The organism is Actinoallomurus sp. CA-142502 (genome assembly GCF_050936355.1).
Classification (GTDB): Bacteria; Actinomycetota; Actinomycetes; order Streptosporangiales; family Streptosporangiaceae; genus Actinoallomurus; species Actinoallomurus iriomotensis.
Genome location: NZ_JBNJMY010000001.1, coordinates 5995955 through 6015701 on the forward strand (window position 1 = coordinate 5995955; position 19747 = coordinate 6015701).

A 19747-nucleotide genomic window follows, 5' to 3' on the forward strand; every position below is an offset into this window, starting at 1 on the left:
CGTTTCGGATAGGCCGTAATGACGACCGACCTTATGTTCAGCCAAAGGTGAGTACAATGGGTGTTTTGTTACTGAACAAAGAAAATCATCGGCGGGGGAACATGGGTGAGATCACGGTCGAGGCGAGCTGGCTCGCCGGGCACATCGGCGAGCGCAGCGCCCGTGGCATCGCCGCGGCCCTGACCGACCTGATCCGGCGCGGCGACATCGCCGAGGGTTCCCGCCTGCCCACGGTGCGCGGGCTGGCCGCCGAGCTGCAGGTGAGCCCGGCGACGGTGGCCGAGGCGTGGTCGACACTGCGCCGCCACCGGGTGGTCAGCGCGCAGCGGCGGCGCGGCACCGTCGTCATCGGGCCGCCCAGCGTCCCGCGGCCCGCCCGCTACGAGCGGATTGGCGAGTTCGGCAGCCGGCTCGCCGTCGACCTGGCCATCGCCGCACCCGACCCCGCGCTCCTGCCACGCCTGGACGACGCGCTCGCCGCCGCCGCCCGCACCGAGCGGCTGAACGACTACGCGCGCGAGACGATCACCGAGCGGCTGCGGGAGGCGGTCGAACCGACCTGGCCGTTCCCGGCGGAACGCCGGCTCGTCGTCGGCGGCGGGTACGAGGGCATGCAGCTCGTCTGCCAGACCCTGGCCCTGCCCGGCGACCGCATCGCCGTCGAGGACCCGACCGGCGCCCGGCTGCTGGACATCGTCGAGGCGCTCGGCGCGGAGGTCGTGCCGGTCGCCTGTGACCGCGACGGGCCCATCCCCTCGTCGCTGGCCCGAGCGCTGCGGACCAACCCGGCGGCGTTCGTCTACCAGCCGCGCGGCCACACCCCGTGCGGGCACGCGCTCACCCCGGCCCGTGCGGCGGAACTGGCCGCGCTGCTGGCCCCCGCGGGCACGCTCGCGGTCGAGGACGACGGCATCGGCGAGGTGTCGGCCGCGCCGGCGGTCAGCATCGGGGAGCACCTGCCCGGCCGTACGGTGCTGGTACGGTCCTACTCCAAGTCACACGGCCCCGACCTGCGCGTCGCCGTGATCGGCGGCGCCGGCGAGACCGTCGAGAAGGTACGGGTGCTGCGCAGCTACGGCACCGGCTGGACGAGCCGCATCCTGCAGGACGCCCTGGCCTGGCTGCTCACCGACGCCCAGACCCGCCGCACCGTCGCCCACGCGCGCGAGACGTACGCCCGGCGTCGCGAGACCCTGGCCGCCGCACTGGCCGAGCGCGGAGTGCCCACCGCCAACCGCGACGGCCTGATGCTGTGGGTCCCGGTCGCCGAGGAGTCCGCGGCCCTGGTCACGCTCGCCGCGCACGGGGTCGCGGCGGGGCCGGGCAGCCGCTATCAGGTGACCGCCACCGGCCCGCACCTGCGCATCGCCACCAGCCGCCTGCCGGAGGGCCCGGACCGCGTCGCCGAACTCGCCGAACTGATCGCGCTGGCCGCCGCACCCCCGAGCCTGCACTGACGGACCGCCCAGAGCGAGCCGGGACACCATCGGGCCGTCACCGTCGGCGACCTCCGCACCCGCCGGCCCCGCCCGACGACCGGCCGGCGCGACAGAGGTCGCTGGTACTCCAGCGTGGACGGCAGGCCGGACGGCGTCAGGGAGTCAGCAGGGGGCCGGCGACGGTCGTGATCCCCAGGCGGCTCGAGAACCGATCGGGCGGTCCGGCCAGTTCGATCAGCTCGGCTGATGGTCGCTCTCCGGCCGCGATCGCGGCAACGTAGTCGTTGGCCTGGGCCATGTTCACGCCGGGAGCACATCGCCTGAGGCGCCGGATGGCCGCGACCCGGCCCTCCTGTTCCAACGCTTTACGAATCTCGGTCGCGAACGGGGTGCCGCGAAGAGGATCGGCCTCGGCGGCACCGGTTGGTTTGATGCGCTGCTCGTAGTCCTCTTCCCAAAGCCCGCCGACGTAGTCGGTGGCCGGAATCCGATGGACGCTCCCATCGTGGCGGTCGACCAGATAGGGACCACCGCCGACGAGCATGGCGCCGACGTCGCCGCTGTGAACGTATGCCGCGGACTGCGAGTCGATGATCCAGCCGAGGCGGTGCTCGGTGACCTTACAGATCGCGAGAGTGACCGGCCGGCCGCGCTCCGCGAACTCCCGTTCCTCGGCGCGGAGCAGCTCTTCGACCAAGCGCACCGCGCGGTCTCTGTCGATCACCCGCCCATCATCGATGATGTCAAGGCCGGCGGCCAGCCGGTTTCTGGATCGCCTCGTTCGCCGCCCCGCCCCGGGCGGCGCGTTTCAGTGAGCGGCGAGGTAGTCGCTGATCCGCCTGAGCCATCGGGTGTGGAAGCGGCTCACCAGACCGTCCGGGGTGAGCCGGGACAGCATCGGGCCGTAGCGGTCGGTGACCTCCGCACCCGCCAGTCTGGCCACCCGACCGGCCCGGCGGGACCGGGACCGCTCGTACTCCCGCAGCGCGGACGGCAGGTCGGACGGCGCGCGCAGGGCGGCGGCCAGCGCCCAGGCGTCCTCCAGCGCCTGGTTCGCCCCCTGTGCCTGGGTCGGGGGCATCGTGTGTGCCGCGTCGCCGGCCAGGGTGGCCCGGCCGGACCCCCACTTACGCGGCACGCGGTGGCGGTAGTGGGGGAAGAACTCCACGTCGGCGTCGTCGGCGGCCTCGAGTACGTCACGGACCGGCGCGGCCCAGTCGCCGAAGCGCCGCCGCAGCTCGGCGAGCGGCGACGACGGCGTCGGCGCACCGGACGGGCGGCGTACGTCGAACCACCACTGCAGCAGCCCGTCGCCCGCCGGCATGAGGCCGCACATGCCCGCGCGGCCCACCACCATGACGCCGCGCCGCGAGGAGGTGACGTCGGTCGCCATCGGGCTGAGACCCTGCCAGGTGACCCAGCCGGTCGGCTCGGTCGGGTCACCGCCCCACAGCTGAGAGCGGACCACGGAGCGGTGCCCGTCGGCGCCGACCAGCAGGTCGCCCTCGGCGACGCCGCCGTCGCGGAACCGCGCGCGCACGATGTCCCCGTCCTGTTCGATCGCCGCGCAGGCACGGTCGAAGGCGACCGTCCCCGGCGGCAGGCCGTCCGCGAGCCGTTCGAGCAGCCGGCGGCGGGGCAGCGACACGTGCGGATGCCCGTACGCCGCGGCCGCCCGGGCGACGTCGACGCTCACGAGGAGCCGGCCGTCCTGGTCGCGCTGTTCGAGGACGTCGATCCGCGCGCCGGCGTCCGCGACCGAGACGCCCAGCTCGTCCAGGATGCCCGTGCCGTTGCTCCACAGGGTCAGCGCCGCTCCGCCCGTCCGCAGGGCGGGCGCACGCTCGTACACGCCGACCTCATGTCCGCCGGCCAGCAGCGCCCGCGCCACGCCCAGACCGCCGACTCCCGCCCCGATCACCAGTACCCGCACAGCGCCTCCTCGGGAAGTCACTACGATGATAGTACTATCAACGTTGTAGTACGTTGGGAGGGTGCCGCCGCAGCCGAACGTCGAACGCCGTCAGGCCCTGGCCGACGCCGCGATCGAGGTGCTGGGGCGGTCCGGCGTCCACGGCCTGAGTCACCGCACGGTGGACGAGCGGGCGGGCCTGCCGCCGGGCACCACGTCCAACTACTTCCGCAGCCGGGACGCGCTCCTCAAGGCGGCCGCGCGACGCGTCGTGGAGCTGCACGAGGCGGAGATGCGCGCCACGAACGCCCGGTCGCCGGTCCCGCCCGGTCCGGGCGACCTGGTCGAGTTGATCGCCCTCTCCCTGTACGTGTCCGCCACCGAGCACCGCGACCGTTATCTGGCGATCTACGAGCTGAGCCTCGAGGCCACGCGCCGCCCCGCCCTCCAGGAGACGCTCGACCGGATGGGCCGGGCCACACTCGACTTCACCGTCGGCCAGCACCGCGCGCTCGGCCTGCCGACCTCGCCCGAGCAGGTCCAGACGCTCATGACGCTGTTCGGCGGCGCACTGTTCACCCTGGTCACCCGCCCACCGGCGGACGTGAGCCCGCAGACCGCCCGTACGCTCGCCCGCGCGGCCCTCACCGGGGCCCTGAACGACGCGGGCGGCGGCCCTCCGGCCTAGTGCCTGTCTCAAAGCCCCGCTGTCCTACTGCGCGGCGCCCAGACGACGACTTCGAGACAGGCCCTAGTGTCCTGCGCCTTAATTAGGTGAAATAACTCTATGCTTGGCAAGTGGCGAGGACTGGCAGGCCGAAGGCTCCGTTGACGGTGAGTGATGCCGAACGGGCGGAGTTGGTGCGTGGAGCACGGGCGGCGACGTCGACGCAGGCGTTCGCGTTGCGATGCAAGGTGGTACTGGCGTGTGCGGATGGGGCAACGAACGCGCAGGTCGCGGCGGATGCCGGCGTGTCCGCTGCGACGGTCGGCAAGTGGCGTAAACGCTTCATCGAGCACCGGCTGGCCGGGTTGGCCGATGAGCCGCGGCCGGGCCGGCCGCCCTCGATTCTGCTCGATCAGGTCGAGGAGGTGATCACCTTGACGCTGGAGCAGACACCGGTCGGCGCGACGCACTGGTCGCGGGCGTCGATGGCGGAACGGACGGGGTTGTCCAGATCGACGATCGGGCGGATCTGGCGGCGGTTCGACCTCAAGCCGCACCTGGTCGATGGGTTCAAGCTGTCGACGGATCCGTTGTTCGTGGAGAAGGTCGTGGACGTGGTCGGGCTGTATCACAACCCGCCAGAGCGAGCGGTCGTGCTGTGCGTGGACGAAAAAAGCCAGATGCAGGCACTGGATCGGTCGCAACCGGTGCTTCCGATGATGCCGGGGATGCCCGAGCGTCGCACCCACGACTACGCCCGGCACGGCACCACCAGCCTGTTCGCCGCCTTCAACATCGCCGATGGAACGGTGATCACCGAACTACACCGCAAGCACCGCGCCACTGAGTTCAAGAAGTTCCTGGTCGCCATCGACAAGGCCGTCCCCGCCGAACTGGACGTACACCTGGTCTGCGACAACCTCGCCACCCACAAAACACCGCTCATCCACGAATGGCTCGCTCGCCATCCCCGCTTCCACGTCCACTTCACACCTACCGGCTCATCCTGGATCAACCAGGTCGAACGCTGGTTCGGCCACCTCACCGACCAGCTGACCAGGCGCGGCGTCCACAAGAGCGTCCAAGCTCTCGAAGCCGACGTTCGCGCCTGGATCACTCAGTGGAACACCAACCCCAAACCGTTCGTGTGGAAGAAGACCGCCGAAGAGATCCTCGACTCCCTCGCCCGATATCTGCAACGAATTTCAGGCGCAGGACACTAGTAGTGCTTTGTTAGGTGGGTAAGGCGAGGGGTTGTTGGCAGGTGGGGCAGTGGCCTGTCCAGGTGGCGAGCAGAGCTTGGAGCTCGCGGACGATCTTGTAGAGGGTCAGGCTGCCCCGGCTGCTTTTGGGCTGGTCAGGCGCAGGGTTGTGAGGAACAGGTGGGCGGCGGTCACGAGGGTGACGTGGCGGTTCCAGCCTCTCCAGGAGCGTCCTTCGTAGTGGTCCAGGCCCAGACCGGTTTTGAGTTCGCGGTAGTCGTGTTCGATCCGCCAGCGGATCTTTCCCAACCGGACCAGATCAGCCAGTGAGGTCTCGGCGGGCAGGTTCGACAGCCAATACTTGACCGGCTCGTCCTCATCCGCCGGCCACTGGGCGATCAGCCAGGCTTGGGCCAAGGTGCCGTCATCGCCATAGCGAGGCTTGCGTCCGGCCGGGCGGACGCGCAGCGCGATGAAGTCACCGGCCAACTCGCCTTTGGAACCTTGGCGCCAGCAGATCCGCTGAGCGCTGGTGCGGCCGGCGGCCAGCACATGCTCCCGCAACGAGACCGGCCTGGTGCGATAACGCGGCAGGCCACGCCAGCCCTTGCCCTTGGAGGGCAGCAGTTCAGGGACGGCGTCGGCGGCATGGGCGGTGCAGGTGCCCTTGACCTGAACGATGTAACCCAAGCCACGCTCGGCCAGCGCGGCCCGGAACACAGCGTTGTCGCCGTAACCGGCGTCCGCGCAGATCACCGGTGTCTCCAAGCCCCAGCCGCGTAGTTCGTCCAGCATCTCGATCGCCAACCGCCACTTCGGCCGGTTCCGCTCGGCAGCCGGGATACTCGACCGCGTGCGCCTGCCTTTGATCTCCTCGGCCACGGCCGGATCGTCGGTGCAGGCATCGTCCCAGCACTCGGGGATGAACAACCGCCAGTCCAACGGCGCTGAAGCGCCGTCGGTGACCGCGTGCACGCTCACCCCGATCTGACAACTGGCGACCTTGCCCAACGTGCCCGAATACTGCCGGGCCACCCCCGGCGAGGATGAACCGTACTTGGGGAACCCGGTGTCATCGATCACCCACGCCACCAACGCCACCACCTGCTCGACCCGGGCCGCCAACCGACGCCGCACCCCCACAAAATCCCACGTCGAAGACGTCATGAACTGCTGCAACCGCTGATGATCCACCCCCAGCCGCTCCGCCATCGGCTGCATCGACTTACGCTGCCCATCCAGCAACAAACCCCGCACATACAACCCACCGGTCGCACGCTGATCCGACCGCGGCAACCCCGCGAACACCTCCGCCGCGAACTCCTCCAACCGCGACCGGACCGCGGCAACCTCCCCAGACCTCACACACGATCATCGCCACCAAGATCACAAACGTAACAAAGCACTACTAGTGCCGGCGGTCAGTGAGACGGCTGCCGGGCGGGGTGATCGGCATAGGGCAGGGCCAGGTCCAGTAGATCACAGCGATCCCGGACCCGGCCCACGCGAGGGCTGAGAGAGGCGGCGCGGGTCAGGTGAGCTCGGCGGTGATCCGCGAGAGGCTGCGGATCAGGCGCACCGAGTGCTCACGCTGGTCGTCCGCCAGCGTCTCCCAGAGCTCGCCGAAGCGTGCGATGACGTTGCGCATCGTCTCCTCCAGCACCGCCTTGCCGGCGGGGGTCAGCGCGAGGGACGTGGTCCGGCCGTCACTGACGTGCGGCGCGCGCAGGACGAGACTCCGGCGCTCCAGCGCCGCCAGCGCACGGGTCACCGTGGGCTGCGCCAGCCCCGCGCGCTCCGCCACCGCGGTCACCCCCTGCCCGCCCGCGACGTCGACCGCGCCGAGGACGACGAGCTGCGGCACCGAGACGCCGTCGCCCCGGACGGTGTGCGCGGCGCCACCCGTACGCCGCGCCGTACGCATCAGATCCAGGACCGCGTCGACGAATTCATCGAAAAGCTCCACGCTTCATCCCCCGCTCACCGATTTACATAGCGTACTATGGAACGGCGGTAAGGAGTCAGGACGGCGATGGATCACTCATTCGGCCCCGACGGCTCGGACAGCGCTGTCCGGGGCTCGCGGAACAGACCGCTGTTCATCGTGGGCGTGGACGGCACCGAGTCCGGGCTCGCCGCGCTCCGGGAGGCCGCCGACCGGGCGGCGGAGGTCGACGCGCACATCCTGTGCGTCCACGTCCGCTCCCTGCCCGGCATGTGCGAGATGACGGCGTTCCTCGCGCCAGGCGCCGTGGCGATCAGCCGCGAGTGCCGGGACAGCCGGGAGGTCGACGCCTGGCTCCAGTGCGTCCAGACCCTCGACCCGACGGGCCGGCCCTGGAGGTTCAAGGTCGTCTCGGGCCGCCCGGACCGATGCCTCGCGAAGATCGCCCGCGCCGAGCAAGGCGACGCCCTGTTCGTCGGGCAGCTGCCGCGCGCGTCGTGGTCGCGCTGGTTCCATCGCTGCCCGGCTCGCAGGCTGGCACGGTGGGGCATATGCCCCGTTCACCGCACCAGGGTGAGCTGACCCGCTACAGGCCGGAACTCGGCGCCAGGTTCTCGCCGTCTCCCGCCGGCCGGGAGCGCGTACCGTTCTCCTCGGCCAGCCGGTTGAAGCGGGCCAGCATCGTGGCCAGGGTGCGCACGTCCCCCTCCGGCCAGGTGTCGAGCAGCGCGTAGAAGCGTTCGCGGCGCGCGACCCGTACGGCGTCCATCCGGCGCCGCCCCTCGCTCGTGAGCGCGAGCAGGTGGGCACGCCCGTCGCAGGGGTCGGCACGGCGTTCGACGAGACCCAGGTCTTCCAGCGCCTTCAGCTGGCGGCTGATCGTCGCCTTGCCGACGCCGAAGTAGGCCGCGATGTCGCTCGGGCGCGCCGGCGCGCGATCGTACAGGCCGAGGAGCAGCCCGTACGCCGCCGGATCGAGGCCGTGGTGCACCTCCTGCATCATCCCGACGGTCAGCGCACGCGCGCGGCGCAGGAGGACGCCGAGCTCATGCTCGACGGCGTCGTAGGTCTCGTGGTCGGCCGCGATCGTCATCACCGTCTTGTCGCCTCGTCCGGATACTTGCCGTCGGCGAGGATTATCCACGCGCCACCTTAACGCCACCTCAAACCACCGGTTCGCCACGCCGTCGCGCGTCACCGCGAGGACACGGCCATGACGCTCATTCTGTCGGTACTTAATTTTAGCCTTGACACAAGGCGTGAATAAGTCGAATCTACGGCCGATAGAGCGCTCTCTGAGATGCCTCCGCCTCGCCCCTCAGGAGACCCAATGTCATCGGCTTCGAAACCATCGCCTTCGGCCCCGCGTCCCGGACGGCGCCGGGCGGCCTTGGCGGTCCTGGCGCTGCTCGCCGCCTGCCTCAGCGCCGTCCTGACCGCGACCGTCTCCGGCGCGCCCGCCGCGTACGCCGACACCGTGCCGCCGCCCCCGGCCGGATGGACGACCGTGTTCGGCGACGACTTCACCGGGACCGCCGGGTCGCCGCCCTCGTCGGCGAACTGGTTCTACGACATCGGCACCGGCTACGGCACCGGCGAGATCGAGCAGACCACCAGCTCGACCGCCAACTCCTACCTCGACGGGAACGGCCACCTGGTGCTCAAGGCCATCAAGAACGGCAGCACCTGGACCTCGGCGCGGCTGGAGAGCACCCGTGAGGACTTCCAGGCCCCGCCCGGCGGCAAGCTGGAGATGACGGCGTCGATCCAGCAGCCGAACCCGGCGAGCGGCCTGGGGTACTGGCCCGCGTTCTGGGCCCTAGGCTCGCCGATGCGCGCCGGGGGCGGCTGGCCCACCTCCGGCGAGATCGACATGATGGAGGACGTCAACGCTCTCAACGAGGCCTCGCAGACCCTCCACGACTCGGCCAACAGCCCCGGCCACGCCCTGATCGCCTGCCCGAACACGAGCTCGACCTGCCAGACGGGCTACCACACCTACACGGTGATCATCGACCGCACCAACACGAGCGCCGAGTCGCTGCAGTTCCTGATGGACGGCACCGTGGAGAGCACGATCACCGAGGCCTCGGTCGGCACGACGGCCTGGCAGCAGGCCATCGACCACGGGTTCTTCATCATCTGGGACCTCGCGATGGGCGGCAACTACCCCGACGGGATCTGCGGCTGCACCACGCCGACCTCCGCCACGACGTCCGGCGCCTCGATGAGCGTCGGGTACGTGGCCGTCTACGAGCAGGGCGGCAACTCCACGCCCACCGCGACCGCCACCGGGACCGGCACGGTGAAGGGCATCAACGGCCTGTGCCTGACGAACCAGAACTCGCTGAACACCGAGGGCAACCCGATCGGGGTCGGCTCCTGCAACGGCGGCGCGGGCCAGACCTGGTCGCCCTACAGCGACGACACGCTGCGCGTGCAGGGAGGCTGTCTCGACGTCGTCAGCGCCGGGACGTCCAGCGGCACCAACGTCGACTGGTATCCGTGCAACGGCACCAACGCCCAGCTCTGGAGGCATCAGTCCAACGGTGAGCTGGTCAACCCCAACTCCGGCCTGTGCCTGACCGATCCCGGCGGCAACACCGGCGCGCGGCTGGACATCGAGACCTGCACCGGCTCCGCGCAGCAGCAGTGGACTCTGCCCACCGGCGGCGGCAACACGGTTACGGTGACGCCCCCCGGTGACCAGACGTCCACGGTCGGCACCGCGGTCAGCCTGCAGATCCACGCGAGCGACTCGGCGTCCGGCCAGACCCTCACCTACAGCGCCAGTGGCCTGCCCGCCGGGCTGTCGATCAACTCCTCCACCGGACTGATCTCCGGCACCCCCACCGCGACCGGGACCTCGAACGTCACGGTGACCGCCAAGGACACGACCGGGGCCGGCGGATCGGCCTCCTTCGCCTGGACCGTGAACCCCGCCGGAGGCTGCTCGACGACGAACATCGCGCAGGGCAGGACCGCCACGGCGTCCTCCACCGAGTCGGTGGCCTTCCCCGCGCAGGACGCCGTCGACGGAAACGCGGGCACCCGGTGGTCGTCGGCCTTCAGCGACCCGCAGTGGCTCCAGGTCGACCTCGGCAGCACCCGCTCCCTCTGCAAGGTGACGCTGAACTGGGAGACCGCGTACGCCACGGCGTACCAGATCCAGGTCTCCGGCGACGCGAAGACCTGGACCACCGTCTACTCCACCACCACCGGAACCGGAGGCACGCAGACGCTGAACGTCACCGCGTCCGCCCGCTACATCCGCATGTACGGGACCGCGCGGTCGACCCAGTACGGCTACTCGCTGTGGGAGTTCGCTGTATTCGGCTCCTGACCCCCTGACCGGTCGCGCCGGGAGTCCCACCACCACCGGGGACTCCCGGCCTACCGGCGAGCGACCGTGACCGGCCGGCCGAACCGCCCGCGTGCGGCCAGTTCGATGGTGAGCACGATCGCGACGGCCTCGACCGCCAGCAGGGCGATGAGGACGAACAGCTGGACCGCGCCGGCGGCGATCGGCGACGCGCCGCCCAGCAGCATGCCGACGAAGGCGCCGGGCAACGTGACCAGGCCGACGGTCCGGGTCTGATCCAGGGCTGGGATGAGCGCGGTGGCCGCGTGGTGCCGGCAGATCTCCATCGCGGCATCACGGTCGCTCAAGCCGATGGACAGGGCGGCTTCGACCTCTCCGCGCCGGTGGATCAGCTCCTCGACGGCGCGGCGGCCCGCGAGGGTCGTGGCGGTGAGGGCGCCGCCGATGAGGATGCCGGCGATCGGGATCACCGTGATGCCGTGCGGCGGCACCAGACCGGTCGCCAGCAGCAGGACGATGACCGGCGCGGTGGCGACGCCGATCGGCACCGCCGCCCACCACGCGGCGCGGCCCGTGGTGATCCGCCGCCCGGCGACCCGGGCGGCCACCAGGTACATCAACACGACGAAGGCCGCCGTCAGCGGAATCGACCGGGTGATCGTGGCGATCACGACGGACACGAGCGCGAGTTGCACCGCCGCGCGCACCGCGGAACGCAGCACGGCCGGACCGTGCCCCAGCCGGCCGACGGCCGCCACGGCGGTCGCGGCGAGCGCCAGCACCACCATCACGACACCGAGAGTCGGACCGACCGACAGCAACGTGGCGGGCCGCGCCGCCTCCACCGCAGGCCAGAGTCCATTCTGCGCAGTCATACCACGATCCTGATGGGCACCGAATCGGCCGGGCAACCGCCCCCACCGCACGACGGCCGCCCCGTCGCCGGCCACGCGGTCCTCGCCCGGTCGTCGCGGCGCTCGCATCGATCGTCCCGCGGTGATGCGTCACCGCCTGCACATCACGCGCTGGAGGCGGGGTGGCTCATCTGGTGCTGTGACCGCATTGGTTCGCCGGGTGGGATCCGGCAGGGTCTCGTGCATGTTCGAAGAGAAGCTCGACGCGCTCTCGCAGATGTTGGCCGAGCACGTGGCCATGCCGTTCCCGCCAGGCTGCCGCGGCCTGGACATTGCGGGCCAGGACATGGTGATGCTTGATGCGGACGCCTACGGCTACGCCCTGGGCGTTTCCAAGTTCTGAGCTCCTGAGACGCACGCAGCGGGTCAGCCGGGGAGGTTCGCGCTGGAGACGGGTGCGGTTCGGTGGACGAGGGCGGCGAAGTTGGACGCGAGGCGACGCGCGTGCCGGGAGGACTCCGGCTCGGCTCGCTCGGCCTCGGCGCGTAGGACGCCCAGGTCCAGGCCGGCGTCGGCGAGGGCGGCCTCGTCCCAGCGGTCGAGCCGGTCCGCTCCGGCCTCCGGATGGAACTGCACGCCCCAGGCCCGCTCTCCCACGCGAAAGGCCTGGATCGGGCAGGCGTCGCTCTCGGCCAGCCGGACGGCGTCCGGTGGGAGTTCGGTGATCTGGTCCCGGTGGTTCTGGATGAAGCGGAGCCGCTCCGGCAGCCCGGCGAACAGCGGGTCCGCCTTCGCCTCCTCGCGCAGCGAGACGCGGCACGAACCGCGCTCCGGACGGCCGTACTCGCCGCGGACCACACCGCCCGCCACCACGGCCAGCACCTGCGCGCCCAGGCAGATGCCCAGCAGCGGCACGCCGCGCGCCACCGCGCTCCGCGTCAGTTCGCGTTCGGCCGCCAGCCACGGGGCGCGTTCGTCCTCATCGGGCAGGAGGCCGCCGCCGAGCAGGACCACCGCGTCGAAGCCGTTCGGCTCGACGGGGACCGCGTCGCCCGTCACCTCCGCGATGTGCAGCCCGTCGGCCTCGAACCAGGGGAGGAACCGTCCGAGCGGGCTTCGCTCGGCGTTGCGGACGACGAGAACCCGGCGGGAAGGAAGGGAGTTCACTGCTGCGCTCCATCGAACGTCTGCTGCGGTCGGCGCCGGCGCACGTCGTCCGATGTCTCGCTCGCGCGTGGTCGGCAGGTGACCACTATCCCAGCCCCGGCAGGCGCCCGCTTCACAGCGACACCATGACCACCGCCGGCCACTCGTATGGCACCGGCTCCCGGCGTTTCGCGGCGTCACGGACCTGTCGCGGCCCCGTACGCGCGGGCTCGGTCAGCGGGCGGCTTTGGGTGTACCTCCCATATGGCGCATTATGTCGCGCGTGAGTCATGCAGAGGAGCTCGATCACCCGCCTTGGCCGGCGACGGGGCCGGACGATCTCGGCACGGCTCTCCGGGCCGCGCGCGACGGGAACGAAGACGGCTTCCGCACGCTCTACCGGCAGTTCCACCCTCGGCTGCTGCGCTACGTGCGCACGCTGGTCGGCGACGAGGCCGAGGACGTCGCCTCCGAGGCGTGGCTGCACATCGCCCGGGACATCACCGTCTTCGACGGCGACGCCGAGGGCTTCCGCGCCTGGACGGCGACCATCGCCCGCCACCGCGCGCTCGACCACCTGCGCCGCCGCAGGCGCCGTCCGGTCGAGCACGCGCCCGTCGCCGAGTTCCTCGACCTGCCCGCGTCCGAGGACACCGAGACGGCGGCACTGGACTCGCTGTCCACCCGGTCGGCCCTGGCGCTGATCGCGCGGCTGCCCCGCGACCAGGCGGAGATCATCGTGCTGCGTGTCGTCATCGGGCTGGACGCCAAGGCCGTCGCGCGGCTGATCGGCAAGCGCCCCGGAGCCGTACGGACCGCGGCGCACCGCGGGCTGCGCCGTCTCGAGCGCCTCATCAACGACCTGGAGCCCCCGCGATGAACGATCACGGCCTCGACCGCGACACCGCCGAGCGGATGCTCCGGGGAGAATCCGCCGGACATCCGGAGCTCGCCGCGCTGCTCGCCGCGGCGGCCGCGCCCCCGGCTCGGCACCCGGCCGGTGAGGAGGCGGCCGTGGCCGCGTTCCGCCAGGCACGTTCGCTCCCGTCCCCGCGGCCGTACCGGCGCCGGATCTCCGCGCTGGTCGGCCTGAAGACGATCGTGGCGGGCCTCGTTCTGCTGCTCGCCGGTGGCGTCGCCCTCGCGGCCACCGGGCAGCACTTGCGCGGGCCGGCCCGGACCGGGCAGCCCGGCCGTACCGGCGCCCCGGCCGAGCCCGGCCGGACGAGCGCCCGTTACGGCCCGAGCCCGAGCACAAGCCCGAGCCCGAGCCCGAGCACGACTACAAGCACAAGCGTGAGCCCGAGCCCGAGCATGAGCCCGCGTCCGGACGCCTCGCACTCGCATCCCACGCCGGGGGCAGATTCCAGCGAACGCCCGTCGGCCAAACCGGAGAAACCACACCCGGCCAAGACGCCGAAGGCGAACGTTCCGAGCGTCAAGAACAGCGCGACCGGGAAGGCGAACACTCCGTCCGCTGGAAAGGGAAAAGGAAAGGGCCCCAAGGTCAAGACCGGGCCGGAACCGAATCCGTGACGCACGCCCGCGGGCACCTGTGACACGAATCGCCGTCGCGACGCTTGAAAGGTGTAGTCCTCGCCTCTCTCCCGCGAGTTCCGTAACGGGCGAACTGCATTCAAACGCGGGAGAGAGGCGGGGGCCCACGCGGCTCAGCGCGTGGCGCCGACCGGCGTCCCCCGCAGCGCGCCACGAGGCCACATGACGTGGACCCGGATCGCCCGGCGGCGTGCCTCCTCCACCGCCTCGGCGGTGCCGCCACGGCCTCGCGCGGGACGGCCGTCCCACACGGCGATCAGGTGATCCGCCGTCCCCAGCATCACCTCGTTGGCCGTCGCGTACGAGGCCGGGACCGGCGGGCCGAGCGTCAGTGTGTCGACCCACTCGGCCCGGTGCAGGAGCTCGTCGTAGGTGCGGCGCGCGTCCGGCGAGAGGGTCGCGCGGTATCCGCTCGCCGCGACGATCGCATGCAGCCGGCCGCCGAGCTCCAGCACGGTGCGGGCGAAGATCTGGTCGGCGCCGGGGGCCAGGCACGAGACGCCCACCAGGTTCGGGCCGTACGGCGCGAGGGCGGCGTGGATGGCGGACGACACCAGGTGCGTGGTCCGCTCGGTGAGGTCGCGATGGCCGGTGACCGCCACGCGCGGGCACGCGGCCGGTAGGCCGGTCGTCAACTCAGGTCTCCAGGGGAAGTTCGGTCATCACGCCGGCGTCGGCGTAGGTCGCGGCCAGCCGCTCGACGGCCGCGTAGCGCGTCGCGTCGGCCTCCAGCCCTTCGAGGTACTCCACCGCGCCCGGCACCCCGAGGCGGACGTACAGCGGAAGAATCCCGGTGAAGAACTCCCGGTACTCCAGGCCCGACAGCCCGAGGACCGGCCGCTCCCCCACGCCCGTGCGGTTGGTCCGCCGGGTTCGCTCGGCGAGGGCGGTCAGCTCGGCCTGGAGCGCGGCCGGCTCCGCCGCCCCGTCGCCGCGCACGGTGTCCAGGAGCGCGGCGGCGAGCTCGTCGTGGCCGTGGACGACCAGGTTGTCCGCGGACAGCCGCGCCATGCGTTCGAGGTCCCGCCGGGACGCGTGGTGGTCGCGGCACAGCCGCAGGGCGTACTCCACGGCCTGATTCTCCCGGATCGCCAGGAGCTCCTCCAGGGTGTACGGGCGCATCTCGGCGTCGGCCGGGAACTGGAACCGCGCCGGCAGCCTGCAGTCGAACACCCAGTAGAACAGGTGCTCCTTGGCGTGGTGGTAGTAGCGCATGTTCCGCGCGAACGTCACCTCCTGCGACAGGTCCGCGCCGAGCTCGAGCGCGATCCGGCGGCGGGCGGCGACCATCGGCGCGTGCGGCGGGAGGGGGAACGTCGCGACCGCCGCGTGCTCCTCCAGCCGCCGGTAGTCCTCCTGCGTGATGTACCCGGCGGGGTGGGAGAGGTGGTCGAGCTCGCGCTCGGCATTGCGCGAGGTGCGGAACTGCAGCAGCGGCACGGCCGCGCCCCGCGACTGCCACCAGGTGACGACGAGGACGAGCGGCAGCCAGCCCGTCGTGCCGGAGCCGTCCTGCAGCACCCGGTTGCTGAACCGCGCCTCGGTGACCTGGAAGACGTCGTCGTCATCGGGCTCGCCGATGGGCAGCACCTCGTCGTACCTGGCGCTGAGGTCGACGATGTCGTTGAACGCCGCGCCGAAGTACTGGTCGGTACGGTCGGCGAACTCCAGCATGAGGTGGTCGGAGGCGCTGCGCCGCGGAGGGCGGATGACCATCTGCACGATGCGACGCCCGTCGGGCATGTCGAACAGCGTCCCGGTGAAGGGCGGGATGTGCCCGTACTCGTACAGGGTCAGCCGGTGCGGCTGGCCTTCCTTCTGCAGGAACGCCGACAGGGACCGCCGCCCGTACCCGGCGTTCTGCCGGCGCCGTCGCAGCGCCGTCTCCTTGTCGGGGAACTGCGCGTCGTGCTCGTCGCGGACCAGCTCCAGCAGGTCGTCCTTCAGGAAGACGATGCGCAGCGAACGCCAGAAGGCGTGGCTTCCGTGCCGGGACCGCTTCCGCTTGAGCGCCGCCTCCAGCGACTCGGCGAGGCTGGTGTTGGTCCAGCCCACGACGGTGACGTTCACGGCCTCGGCGAGCAGCGAGACGAACCGGTCGCCCTGGCCCACGTAATCGGAGGTGACCTGCGGGTGCTCGGTCTCCTCGTCGCCCGCCGGCGCCGGCGCGGCCGGTGAGGCGCCGCGCAGGCGGACGAGCGCGTCGTGGATGTCGCGCGCGAGCCGGGTCACCTCCCGGGTGAACTCCGCGCCCGCCAGGCCCGCGAGGTCGATCCCCTGGCGCTCGTTCACGTCCAGTCGCCGTCGCCGCTGCTCCGCGGTCAGGCCGTCCTCGGCCGGCGCGCCGGCGGGCATGACCGGGAAGATCCGGGGGATCGAGCGCGCGGAGCCCTCCTCGAGCGAGTGGTCCCGTTCGGTCCGTACGAAGAACTCGTACTCCCGCGCGCACCAGTCCGAGACCAGGTACCGCTCGGTGAGCACGGCGATCATCACCGAGCTCGTGCGCAGGGCGCTGGTGATGGTCCGCTCCCAGCGCTGCGCGGTCGGGATCCCGTCCTGGTCGAGGAAGACGGTGAGCCGGCGGCCGGCGATCGCGGCGAACGCCTCCTGGAGCTCCTCGGCCAGCCGCTGGATGACCTGCCGGTCGTCATCATGGGCATAACTGATGAACACGTCGAAGCCGACCGGTCCGTGGCTCAACGATTCCTCCGTTCAGCGCTGCCGTCGTTCACTTCGACGCGGGAGCCGCCCCGCCGGTGCCCATGGGTCGTCTCAGGTATGCGAGGCCCACCAGAGTGTGTGCTCGCGGGAGATGGCCTCCTCCGCCTCGTCCACGAAGTGCGCCCATTCGGTCTCGGTCCGTGGCCACTCCGCGCGTTCGGCGATGTCGGCGAGTTCGAGCGCGGCGACGGAGTAGGCGCTGGCCAGCTGCTGATGCTGCCGGGTCTGCAGCCACGCGACGCCGCCCGCGGCGACCGCGCCGACGATCCCCGGCAGGTCGAAATTGATCAGCTGGACGGCCCCCAGCACGGCCGCGACGAGTCCGGCGGTCTCCAGGGCGGCCAGCCCGACCGACCACTGGGCGCTGCGGCGTTCGTTGCGCCGCGCCCGGTCGGCGTACCAGGCCCGCTGGTCGTTGATCCGCCCGATGAGGTACTGCCGCTGCCGCTCCTCCAGCGGCAGCGTGCGCACCTGGCGCATCGCCGAGGTCACCTGGCGGTCCCCACCGCGCACGGGCACCAGGGCGAAGTCGCGCAGGCTGGAGGTGATACCGGTGAAGCGCCGCAGGAGGAGCCGCTCGGCGCCGTGGTCGTCCGCGCCCCCGTCCAGATCGAACGGCTGGCCGCCGACGGCGTAGCGCCACGCGAGGGTCTTGGCGGACTCGGCGGCGGCGCGCGCCTCGTACCAGTGGCGGTCGGGCCGGACGGTCAGCAGGAAGACCTCGGTGACCAGGGCCGTGGCCAGCGCCGCGGCCGCGCAGATCGCGGCGGCGTCGACGTGCCCCGCGTTGATGCTGAACGAGCCGAAGACGGCGGCGAGCAGGAGCGAGGAGAGCTGGAACCGGACGGCGAGGAGAAAACGTCGCTGCCCCACCACCGCGCTGTTGTCGGCGGCACGGTAGAGCGCTGGAAACTCCGACTCCGCTATCACCTCCACACACCAAGAAATGCATCACCGCACGCACAAATGTCAATGAGACGTCCTATACGGCCAGCCCCAACGCCATTTACGGCGAGCCGGGAATCGGCGCAACGACCTCGGAGGTAACGGATCCGGCGATCGGGAACTGGCAGACTGTCGCGCATGCCCTCCCCCGACGAGCTGCGCTCGGCGATGCCGTTCGCGCAGGCCACCGGCATAACGATCGAAACGGCGTCCCCCGAGGAGGTCACCGGAACGCTCGGCTGGGCGCCGGAGCGCTGCACCGCCGGCGGCGCGCTGCACGGCGGCGCGCTGATGACTCTCGCCGACAGCATCGGCGCCGCCTGCGCCTTCCTCAACCTGCCCCCGGACACCGCCACCACGACCGTCGAGTCGAGCAGCCGCTTCTTCCGCGCCGTACGCGAGGGGCGGGTGCGGGCGGTCGCGCGCCCGCTGCACGCCGGGCGCACCACCATCGTCGTCCAGACCGACCTGTACGACGACGGCGGACGCCACGTCGCCCAGACCACCCAGACACAGGCCGTGTTGCGATCCTGACGGCGGACGCCTTTACGCTGTAGATCACCAACACCCCCAGCCTTCCGTCCGGGAGGAACAATGCGGTCGGTCGAGTTGTTCTCGGCGTACGTGGCCTGGCTGGCCCGAGAGGTTCCCGACGCGTACGCCAACCTGGCGCCGGGCGCCACGGACGCCGATCTCGAGGTCGTGGCGGCCCGAACCGGGCGCGCGCTCCCCGTGGAGGTCAGCGAGGTACTCCGGATGCACAACGGGCAACGCACCACGATGACCACGCTGGACGAGACCTACGCGATGCCCTGCCTGCCGACCCTGTCGTTCCTGTCGACCTGGCACATCGTGGCCCTCTGGGAAGAGTGGGAAGACCTCCGCAGGTCACAGGAGCAGGAGGGCGGCCTGGCCGGCCTCCAGGAGATCGGCTCGGTGTTCTCGGCGGCCGAGGGCGTGGTGAGGCCGTTGTACACCTCCCCCGGCTGGATTCCCCTCTGGTCCGACCCGGTGCGCGCCGACTACGTGGGCCTGGACTTCGATCCCGCTGAACGAGGCGCCCCGGGGCAGATCATCAACTTCGGCCGCGACGAGGAGAAGCACTTCCTGTGCGCCGACGGCTTCACCGGTCTCCTGGAGATCCTGCTGGACGAGGTGGTACACCGCCGGGCCTGGCGGGCATCCGTGATCCGGACCCGGACCGGGCCACGTCCGTGGTTCGGTGATCCCGACGAGCACTTCTTCAACGCCCTGTACGCACGGTTCTCCGGCCGTGACCGATCCTGAGGCGGTGGCGACCAGGATGTTCGGCCGGCACGGAGTCAGGGCGCGACCCGGCGGTTGGCCTCGAACGCCGCGTGGGTCAGCGGCATGACCGCGGCCCACTCGCGCTCCATCCGCTCGGCCACCATCTCGATCTCGCGCTGCGGGAACGACGGGAAGGCCGCGTCCTCCCGCCGGGTGCGCAGGGACAGGAAGTTCATCAGGGCGCGGGCGTTGCAGGTGGCGTACATCGAGGAGTAGAGGCCGACCGGCAGCACCGTGCGGGCCACCTCACGGGCGATCCCGGCGTCGAGCATCCGCCGGTAGGCGCCGTAGGCCTGCCGGTACGCCTCCTTGGTGGCCTCGGTGACCAGCGCGTGCTGCTCGGGCGTGCCCTCGACGAAGTCGTACCGGCCCGGCTTGCCGACCTGCACGAGCTTGCGCTCCGGCGCGGGCACGTAGAACTCCGGCTCGAGCTCGCGGTAGCGGCCGCTCTCCTCGTTGTAGCTGAACGTCCGGTGCCGCATGAACTCACGGAAGACGAAGATCGGCGCGCGGACGTAGAACGTGAGCGTGGAGTGCTCGAACGGCGTGCCGTGCCGGTCGCGCATCAGGAAGTTGATCAGCCCGCGGGAGCGCTCCGGGTCGGCCTCGACGTCGGCCAGCGAGTTCTCGCCCTTGGTCGAGACGCGGGCCGCCCAGATCACGTCGGCGTCGGAGGCGGCGTGCTTGACCAGCTCCACCGTCACGCCGCTGCGGAAACAGATCTCCATC

At 71.2% G+C, this 19747-nt stretch carries 21 protein-coding genes; 10 read left to right on the plus strand and 11 right to left on the minus strand.

Features of this window, described 5'->3' with window-relative positions:
• Positions 1-101 precede the first annotated feature (101 nt).
• Positions 102-1457, plus strand: a complete 1356-nt coding sequence (locus tag ACQEV1_RS28575) for a PLP-dependent aminotransferase family protein (RefSeq protein ID WP_433397414.1) — start codon at positions 102-104, stop codon at positions 1455-1457.
• 136 nt (positions 1458-1593) lie between these two features.
• Here ACQEV1_RS28575 and ACQEV1_RS28580 read toward each other — a convergent pair whose 3' ends face one another.
• Positions 1594-2163, minus strand: a complete 570-nt coding sequence (locus tag ACQEV1_RS28580; protein WP_285634341.1) for a YrhB domain-containing protein — start codon at positions 2161-2163, stop codon at positions 1594-1596.
• An 84-nt stretch (positions 2164-2247) separates the two neighbouring features.
• Positions 2248-3372, minus strand: coding sequence for an FAD-dependent oxidoreductase (locus ACQEV1_RS28585; protein WP_433397416.1), 1125 nt, complete (start codon positions 3370-3372; stop codon positions 2248-2250).
• Between the two features lie 61 nt (positions 3373-3433).
• On the opposite strand from ACQEV1_RS28585, the gene ACQEV1_RS28590 reads away from it, so the two are divergent.
• Positions 3434-4039, plus strand: coding sequence for a TetR/AcrR family transcriptional regulator (locus ACQEV1_RS28590; RefSeq protein WP_433397418.1), 606 nt, complete (start codon positions 3434-3436; stop codon positions 4037-4039).
• A 110-nt stretch (positions 4040-4149) separates the two neighbouring features.
• Complete coding sequence (locus ACQEV1_RS28595) at positions 4150-5241, plus strand: IS630 family transposase (RefSeq protein ID WP_433392269.1); 1092 nt, start codon at positions 4150-4152, stop codon at positions 5239-5241.
• Between the two features lie 105 nt (positions 5242-5346).
• Here the strand turns inward: ACQEV1_RS28595 and ACQEV1_RS28600 are convergent, their stop codons facing one another.
• Together ACQEV1_RS28600 and ACQEV1_RS28605 are read right to left on the minus strand one after the other, a co-directional pair.
• A complete protein-coding gene (locus ACQEV1_RS28600) occupies positions 5347-6585 on the minus strand; it encodes an IS701 family transposase (protein ID WP_433397420.1) in 1239 nt (412 codons plus the stop codon).
• A gap of 166 nt (positions 6586-6751) precedes the next feature.
• A complete protein-coding gene (locus ACQEV1_RS28605) occupies positions 6752-7186 on the minus strand; it encodes a MarR family winged helix-turn-helix transcriptional regulator (RefSeq protein ID WP_285634350.1) in 435 nt (144 codons plus the stop codon).
• Positions 7187-7252: 66 nt separating this feature from the next.
• Between ACQEV1_RS28605 and ACQEV1_RS28610 the strand changes: the two genes are divergently transcribed.
• Positions 7253-7747 (plus strand): universal stress protein, encoded by a 495-nt coding sequence (locus ACQEV1_RS28610; RefSeq protein WP_285634353.1) that lies wholly within the window; start codon positions 7253-7255, stop codon positions 7745-7747.
• Positions 7748-7751: 4 nt separating this feature from the next.
• On the opposite strand, the gene ACQEV1_RS28615 is transcribed toward ACQEV1_RS28610, so the two are convergent.
• Positions 7752-8258, minus strand: coding sequence for a MarR family winged helix-turn-helix transcriptional regulator (locus ACQEV1_RS28615; RefSeq protein WP_285575397.1), 507 nt, complete (start codon positions 8256-8258; stop codon positions 7752-7754).
• Between the two features lie 297 nt (positions 8259-8555).
• Between ACQEV1_RS28615 and ACQEV1_RS28620 the strand changes: the two genes are divergently transcribed.
• Positions 8556-10508, plus strand: coding sequence for a discoidin domain-containing protein (locus tag ACQEV1_RS28620; protein WP_433397423.1), 1953 nt, complete (start codon positions 8556-8558; stop codon positions 10506-10508).
• Positions 10509-10558: 50 nt separating this feature from the next.
• On the opposite strand, the gene ACQEV1_RS28625 is transcribed toward ACQEV1_RS28620, so the two are convergent.
• A complete protein-coding gene (locus ACQEV1_RS28625; RefSeq protein ID WP_433397425.1) occupies positions 10559-11362 on the minus strand; it encodes an ABC transporter permease in 804 nt (267 codons plus the stop codon).
• A gap of 223 nt (positions 11363-11585) precedes the next feature.
• On the opposite strand from ACQEV1_RS28625, the gene ACQEV1_RS28630 reads away from it, so the two are divergent.
• The gene (locus ACQEV1_RS28630; RefSeq protein ID WP_433397427.1) at positions 11586-11744 is read left to right on the plus strand and encodes a hypothetical protein; all 159 of its coding nucleotides are present in this window, start codon (positions 11586-11588) and stop codon (positions 11742-11744) included.
• A 23-nt stretch (positions 11745-11767) separates the two neighbouring features.
• Here ACQEV1_RS28630 and ACQEV1_RS28635 read toward each other — a convergent pair whose 3' ends face one another.
• On the minus strand, positions 11768-12508 hold the full coding sequence (locus ACQEV1_RS28635; protein WP_433397429.1) for a type 1 glutamine amidotransferase: 741 nt from the start codon (positions 12506-12508) through the stop codon (positions 11768-11770).
• Between the two features lie 262 nt (positions 12509-12770).
• Between ACQEV1_RS28635 and ACQEV1_RS28640 the strand changes: the two genes are divergently transcribed.
• Positions 12771-13367, plus strand: coding sequence for an RNA polymerase sigma factor (locus tag ACQEV1_RS28640; RefSeq protein WP_285578427.1), 597 nt, complete (start codon positions 12771-12773; stop codon positions 13365-13367).
• Positions 13364-14023, plus strand: coding sequence for a hypothetical protein (locus tag ACQEV1_RS28645; protein ID WP_433397431.1), 660 nt, complete (start codon positions 13364-13366; stop codon positions 14021-14023). The genes ACQEV1_RS28640 and ACQEV1_RS28645 overlap by 4 nt, the downstream gene beginning before the upstream one ends.
• Positions 14024-14157: 134 nt before the next feature.
• On the opposite strand, the gene ACQEV1_RS28650 is transcribed toward ACQEV1_RS28645, so the two are convergent.
• From ACQEV1_RS28650 to ACQEV1_RS28660, 3 genes are all read right to left on the minus strand, one after another.
• Positions 14158-14679 (minus strand): hypothetical protein, encoded by a 522-nt coding sequence (locus ACQEV1_RS28650; RefSeq protein WP_433397433.1) that lies wholly within the window; start codon positions 14677-14679, stop codon positions 14158-14160.
• 1 nt (position 14680) lies between these two features.
• Positions 14681-16744 carry a toll/interleukin-1 receptor domain-containing protein gene (locus ACQEV1_RS28655; RefSeq protein WP_433397435.1) on the minus strand — a complete coding sequence of 688 codons (2064 nt, stop codon included), beginning with the start codon at positions 16742-16744 and terminating at the stop codon, positions 14681-14683.
• Between the two features lie 72 nt (positions 16745-16816).
• Entirely contained in the window at positions 16817-17701 is an 885-nt protein-coding gene (locus ACQEV1_RS28660; RefSeq protein WP_285578431.1) for a DUF4231 domain-containing protein, read from the minus strand.
• Positions 17702-17848: 147 nt separating this feature from the next.
• Here ACQEV1_RS28660 and ACQEV1_RS28665 point away from each other — a divergent pair, with 147 nt between their 5' ends.
• Together ACQEV1_RS28665 and ACQEV1_RS28670 are read left to right on the plus strand one after the other, a co-directional pair.
• Entirely contained in the window at positions 17849-18244 is a 396-nt protein-coding gene (locus ACQEV1_RS28665) for a PaaI family thioesterase (RefSeq protein ID WP_433397437.1), read from the plus strand.
• A gap of 60 nt (positions 18245-18304) precedes the next feature.
• Positions 18305-18997 (plus strand): SMI1/KNR4 family protein, encoded by a 693-nt coding sequence (locus ACQEV1_RS28670; RefSeq protein WP_433397439.1) that lies wholly within the window; start codon positions 18305-18307, stop codon positions 18995-18997.
• A 35-nt stretch (positions 18998-19032) separates the two neighbouring features.
• On the opposite strand, the gene thyX is transcribed toward ACQEV1_RS28670, so the two are convergent.
• Complete coding sequence (gene thyX, locus ACQEV1_RS28675; protein WP_433397441.1) at positions 19033-19746, minus strand: FAD-dependent thymidylate synthase; 714 nt, start codon at positions 19744-19746, stop codon at positions 19033-19035.
• Position 19747: the final 1 nt, after the last annotated feature.

Bases quoted from the DNA above. Each gene is read 5' to 3' on its own strand.
- ACQEV1_RS28575 (WP_433397414.1), top strand. From the start codon at position 102: ATGGGTGAGATCACGGTCGAGGCGAGCTGGCTCGCCGGGCACATCGGC.
- ACQEV1_RS28610 (WP_285634353.1), top strand. From the start codon at position 7,253: ATGGATCACTCATTCGGCCCCGACGGCTCGGACAGCGCTGTCCGGGGC.
- ACQEV1_RS28615 (WP_285575397.1), bottom strand. From the start codon at position 8,258: ATGACGATCGCGGCCGACCACGAGACCTACGACGCCGTCGAGCATGAG.
- ACQEV1_RS28625 (WP_433397425.1), bottom strand. From the start codon at position 11,362: ATGACTGCGCAGAATGGACTCTGGCCTGCGGTGGAGGCGGCGCGGCCC.
- ACQEV1_RS28630 (WP_433397427.1), top strand. From the start codon at position 11,586: ATGTTCGAAGAGAAGCTCGACGCGCTCTCGCAGATGTTGGCCGAGCAC.
- ACQEV1_RS28645 (WP_433397431.1), top strand. From the start codon at position 13,364: ATGAACGATCACGGCCTCGACCGCGACACCGCCGAGCGGATGCTCCGG.
- ACQEV1_RS28665 (WP_433397437.1), top strand. From the start codon at position 17,849: ATGCCCTCCCCCGACGAGCTGCGCTCGGCGATGCCGTTCGCGCAGGCC.
- ACQEV1_RS28670 (WP_433397439.1), top strand. From the start codon at position 18,305: ATGCGGTCGGTCGAGTTGTTCTCGGCGTACGTGGCCTGGCTGGCCCGA.
- thyX (WP_433397441.1), bottom strand. From the start codon at position 19,746: ATGGAGATCTGTTTCCGCAGCGGCGTGACGGTGGAGCTGGTCAAGCAC.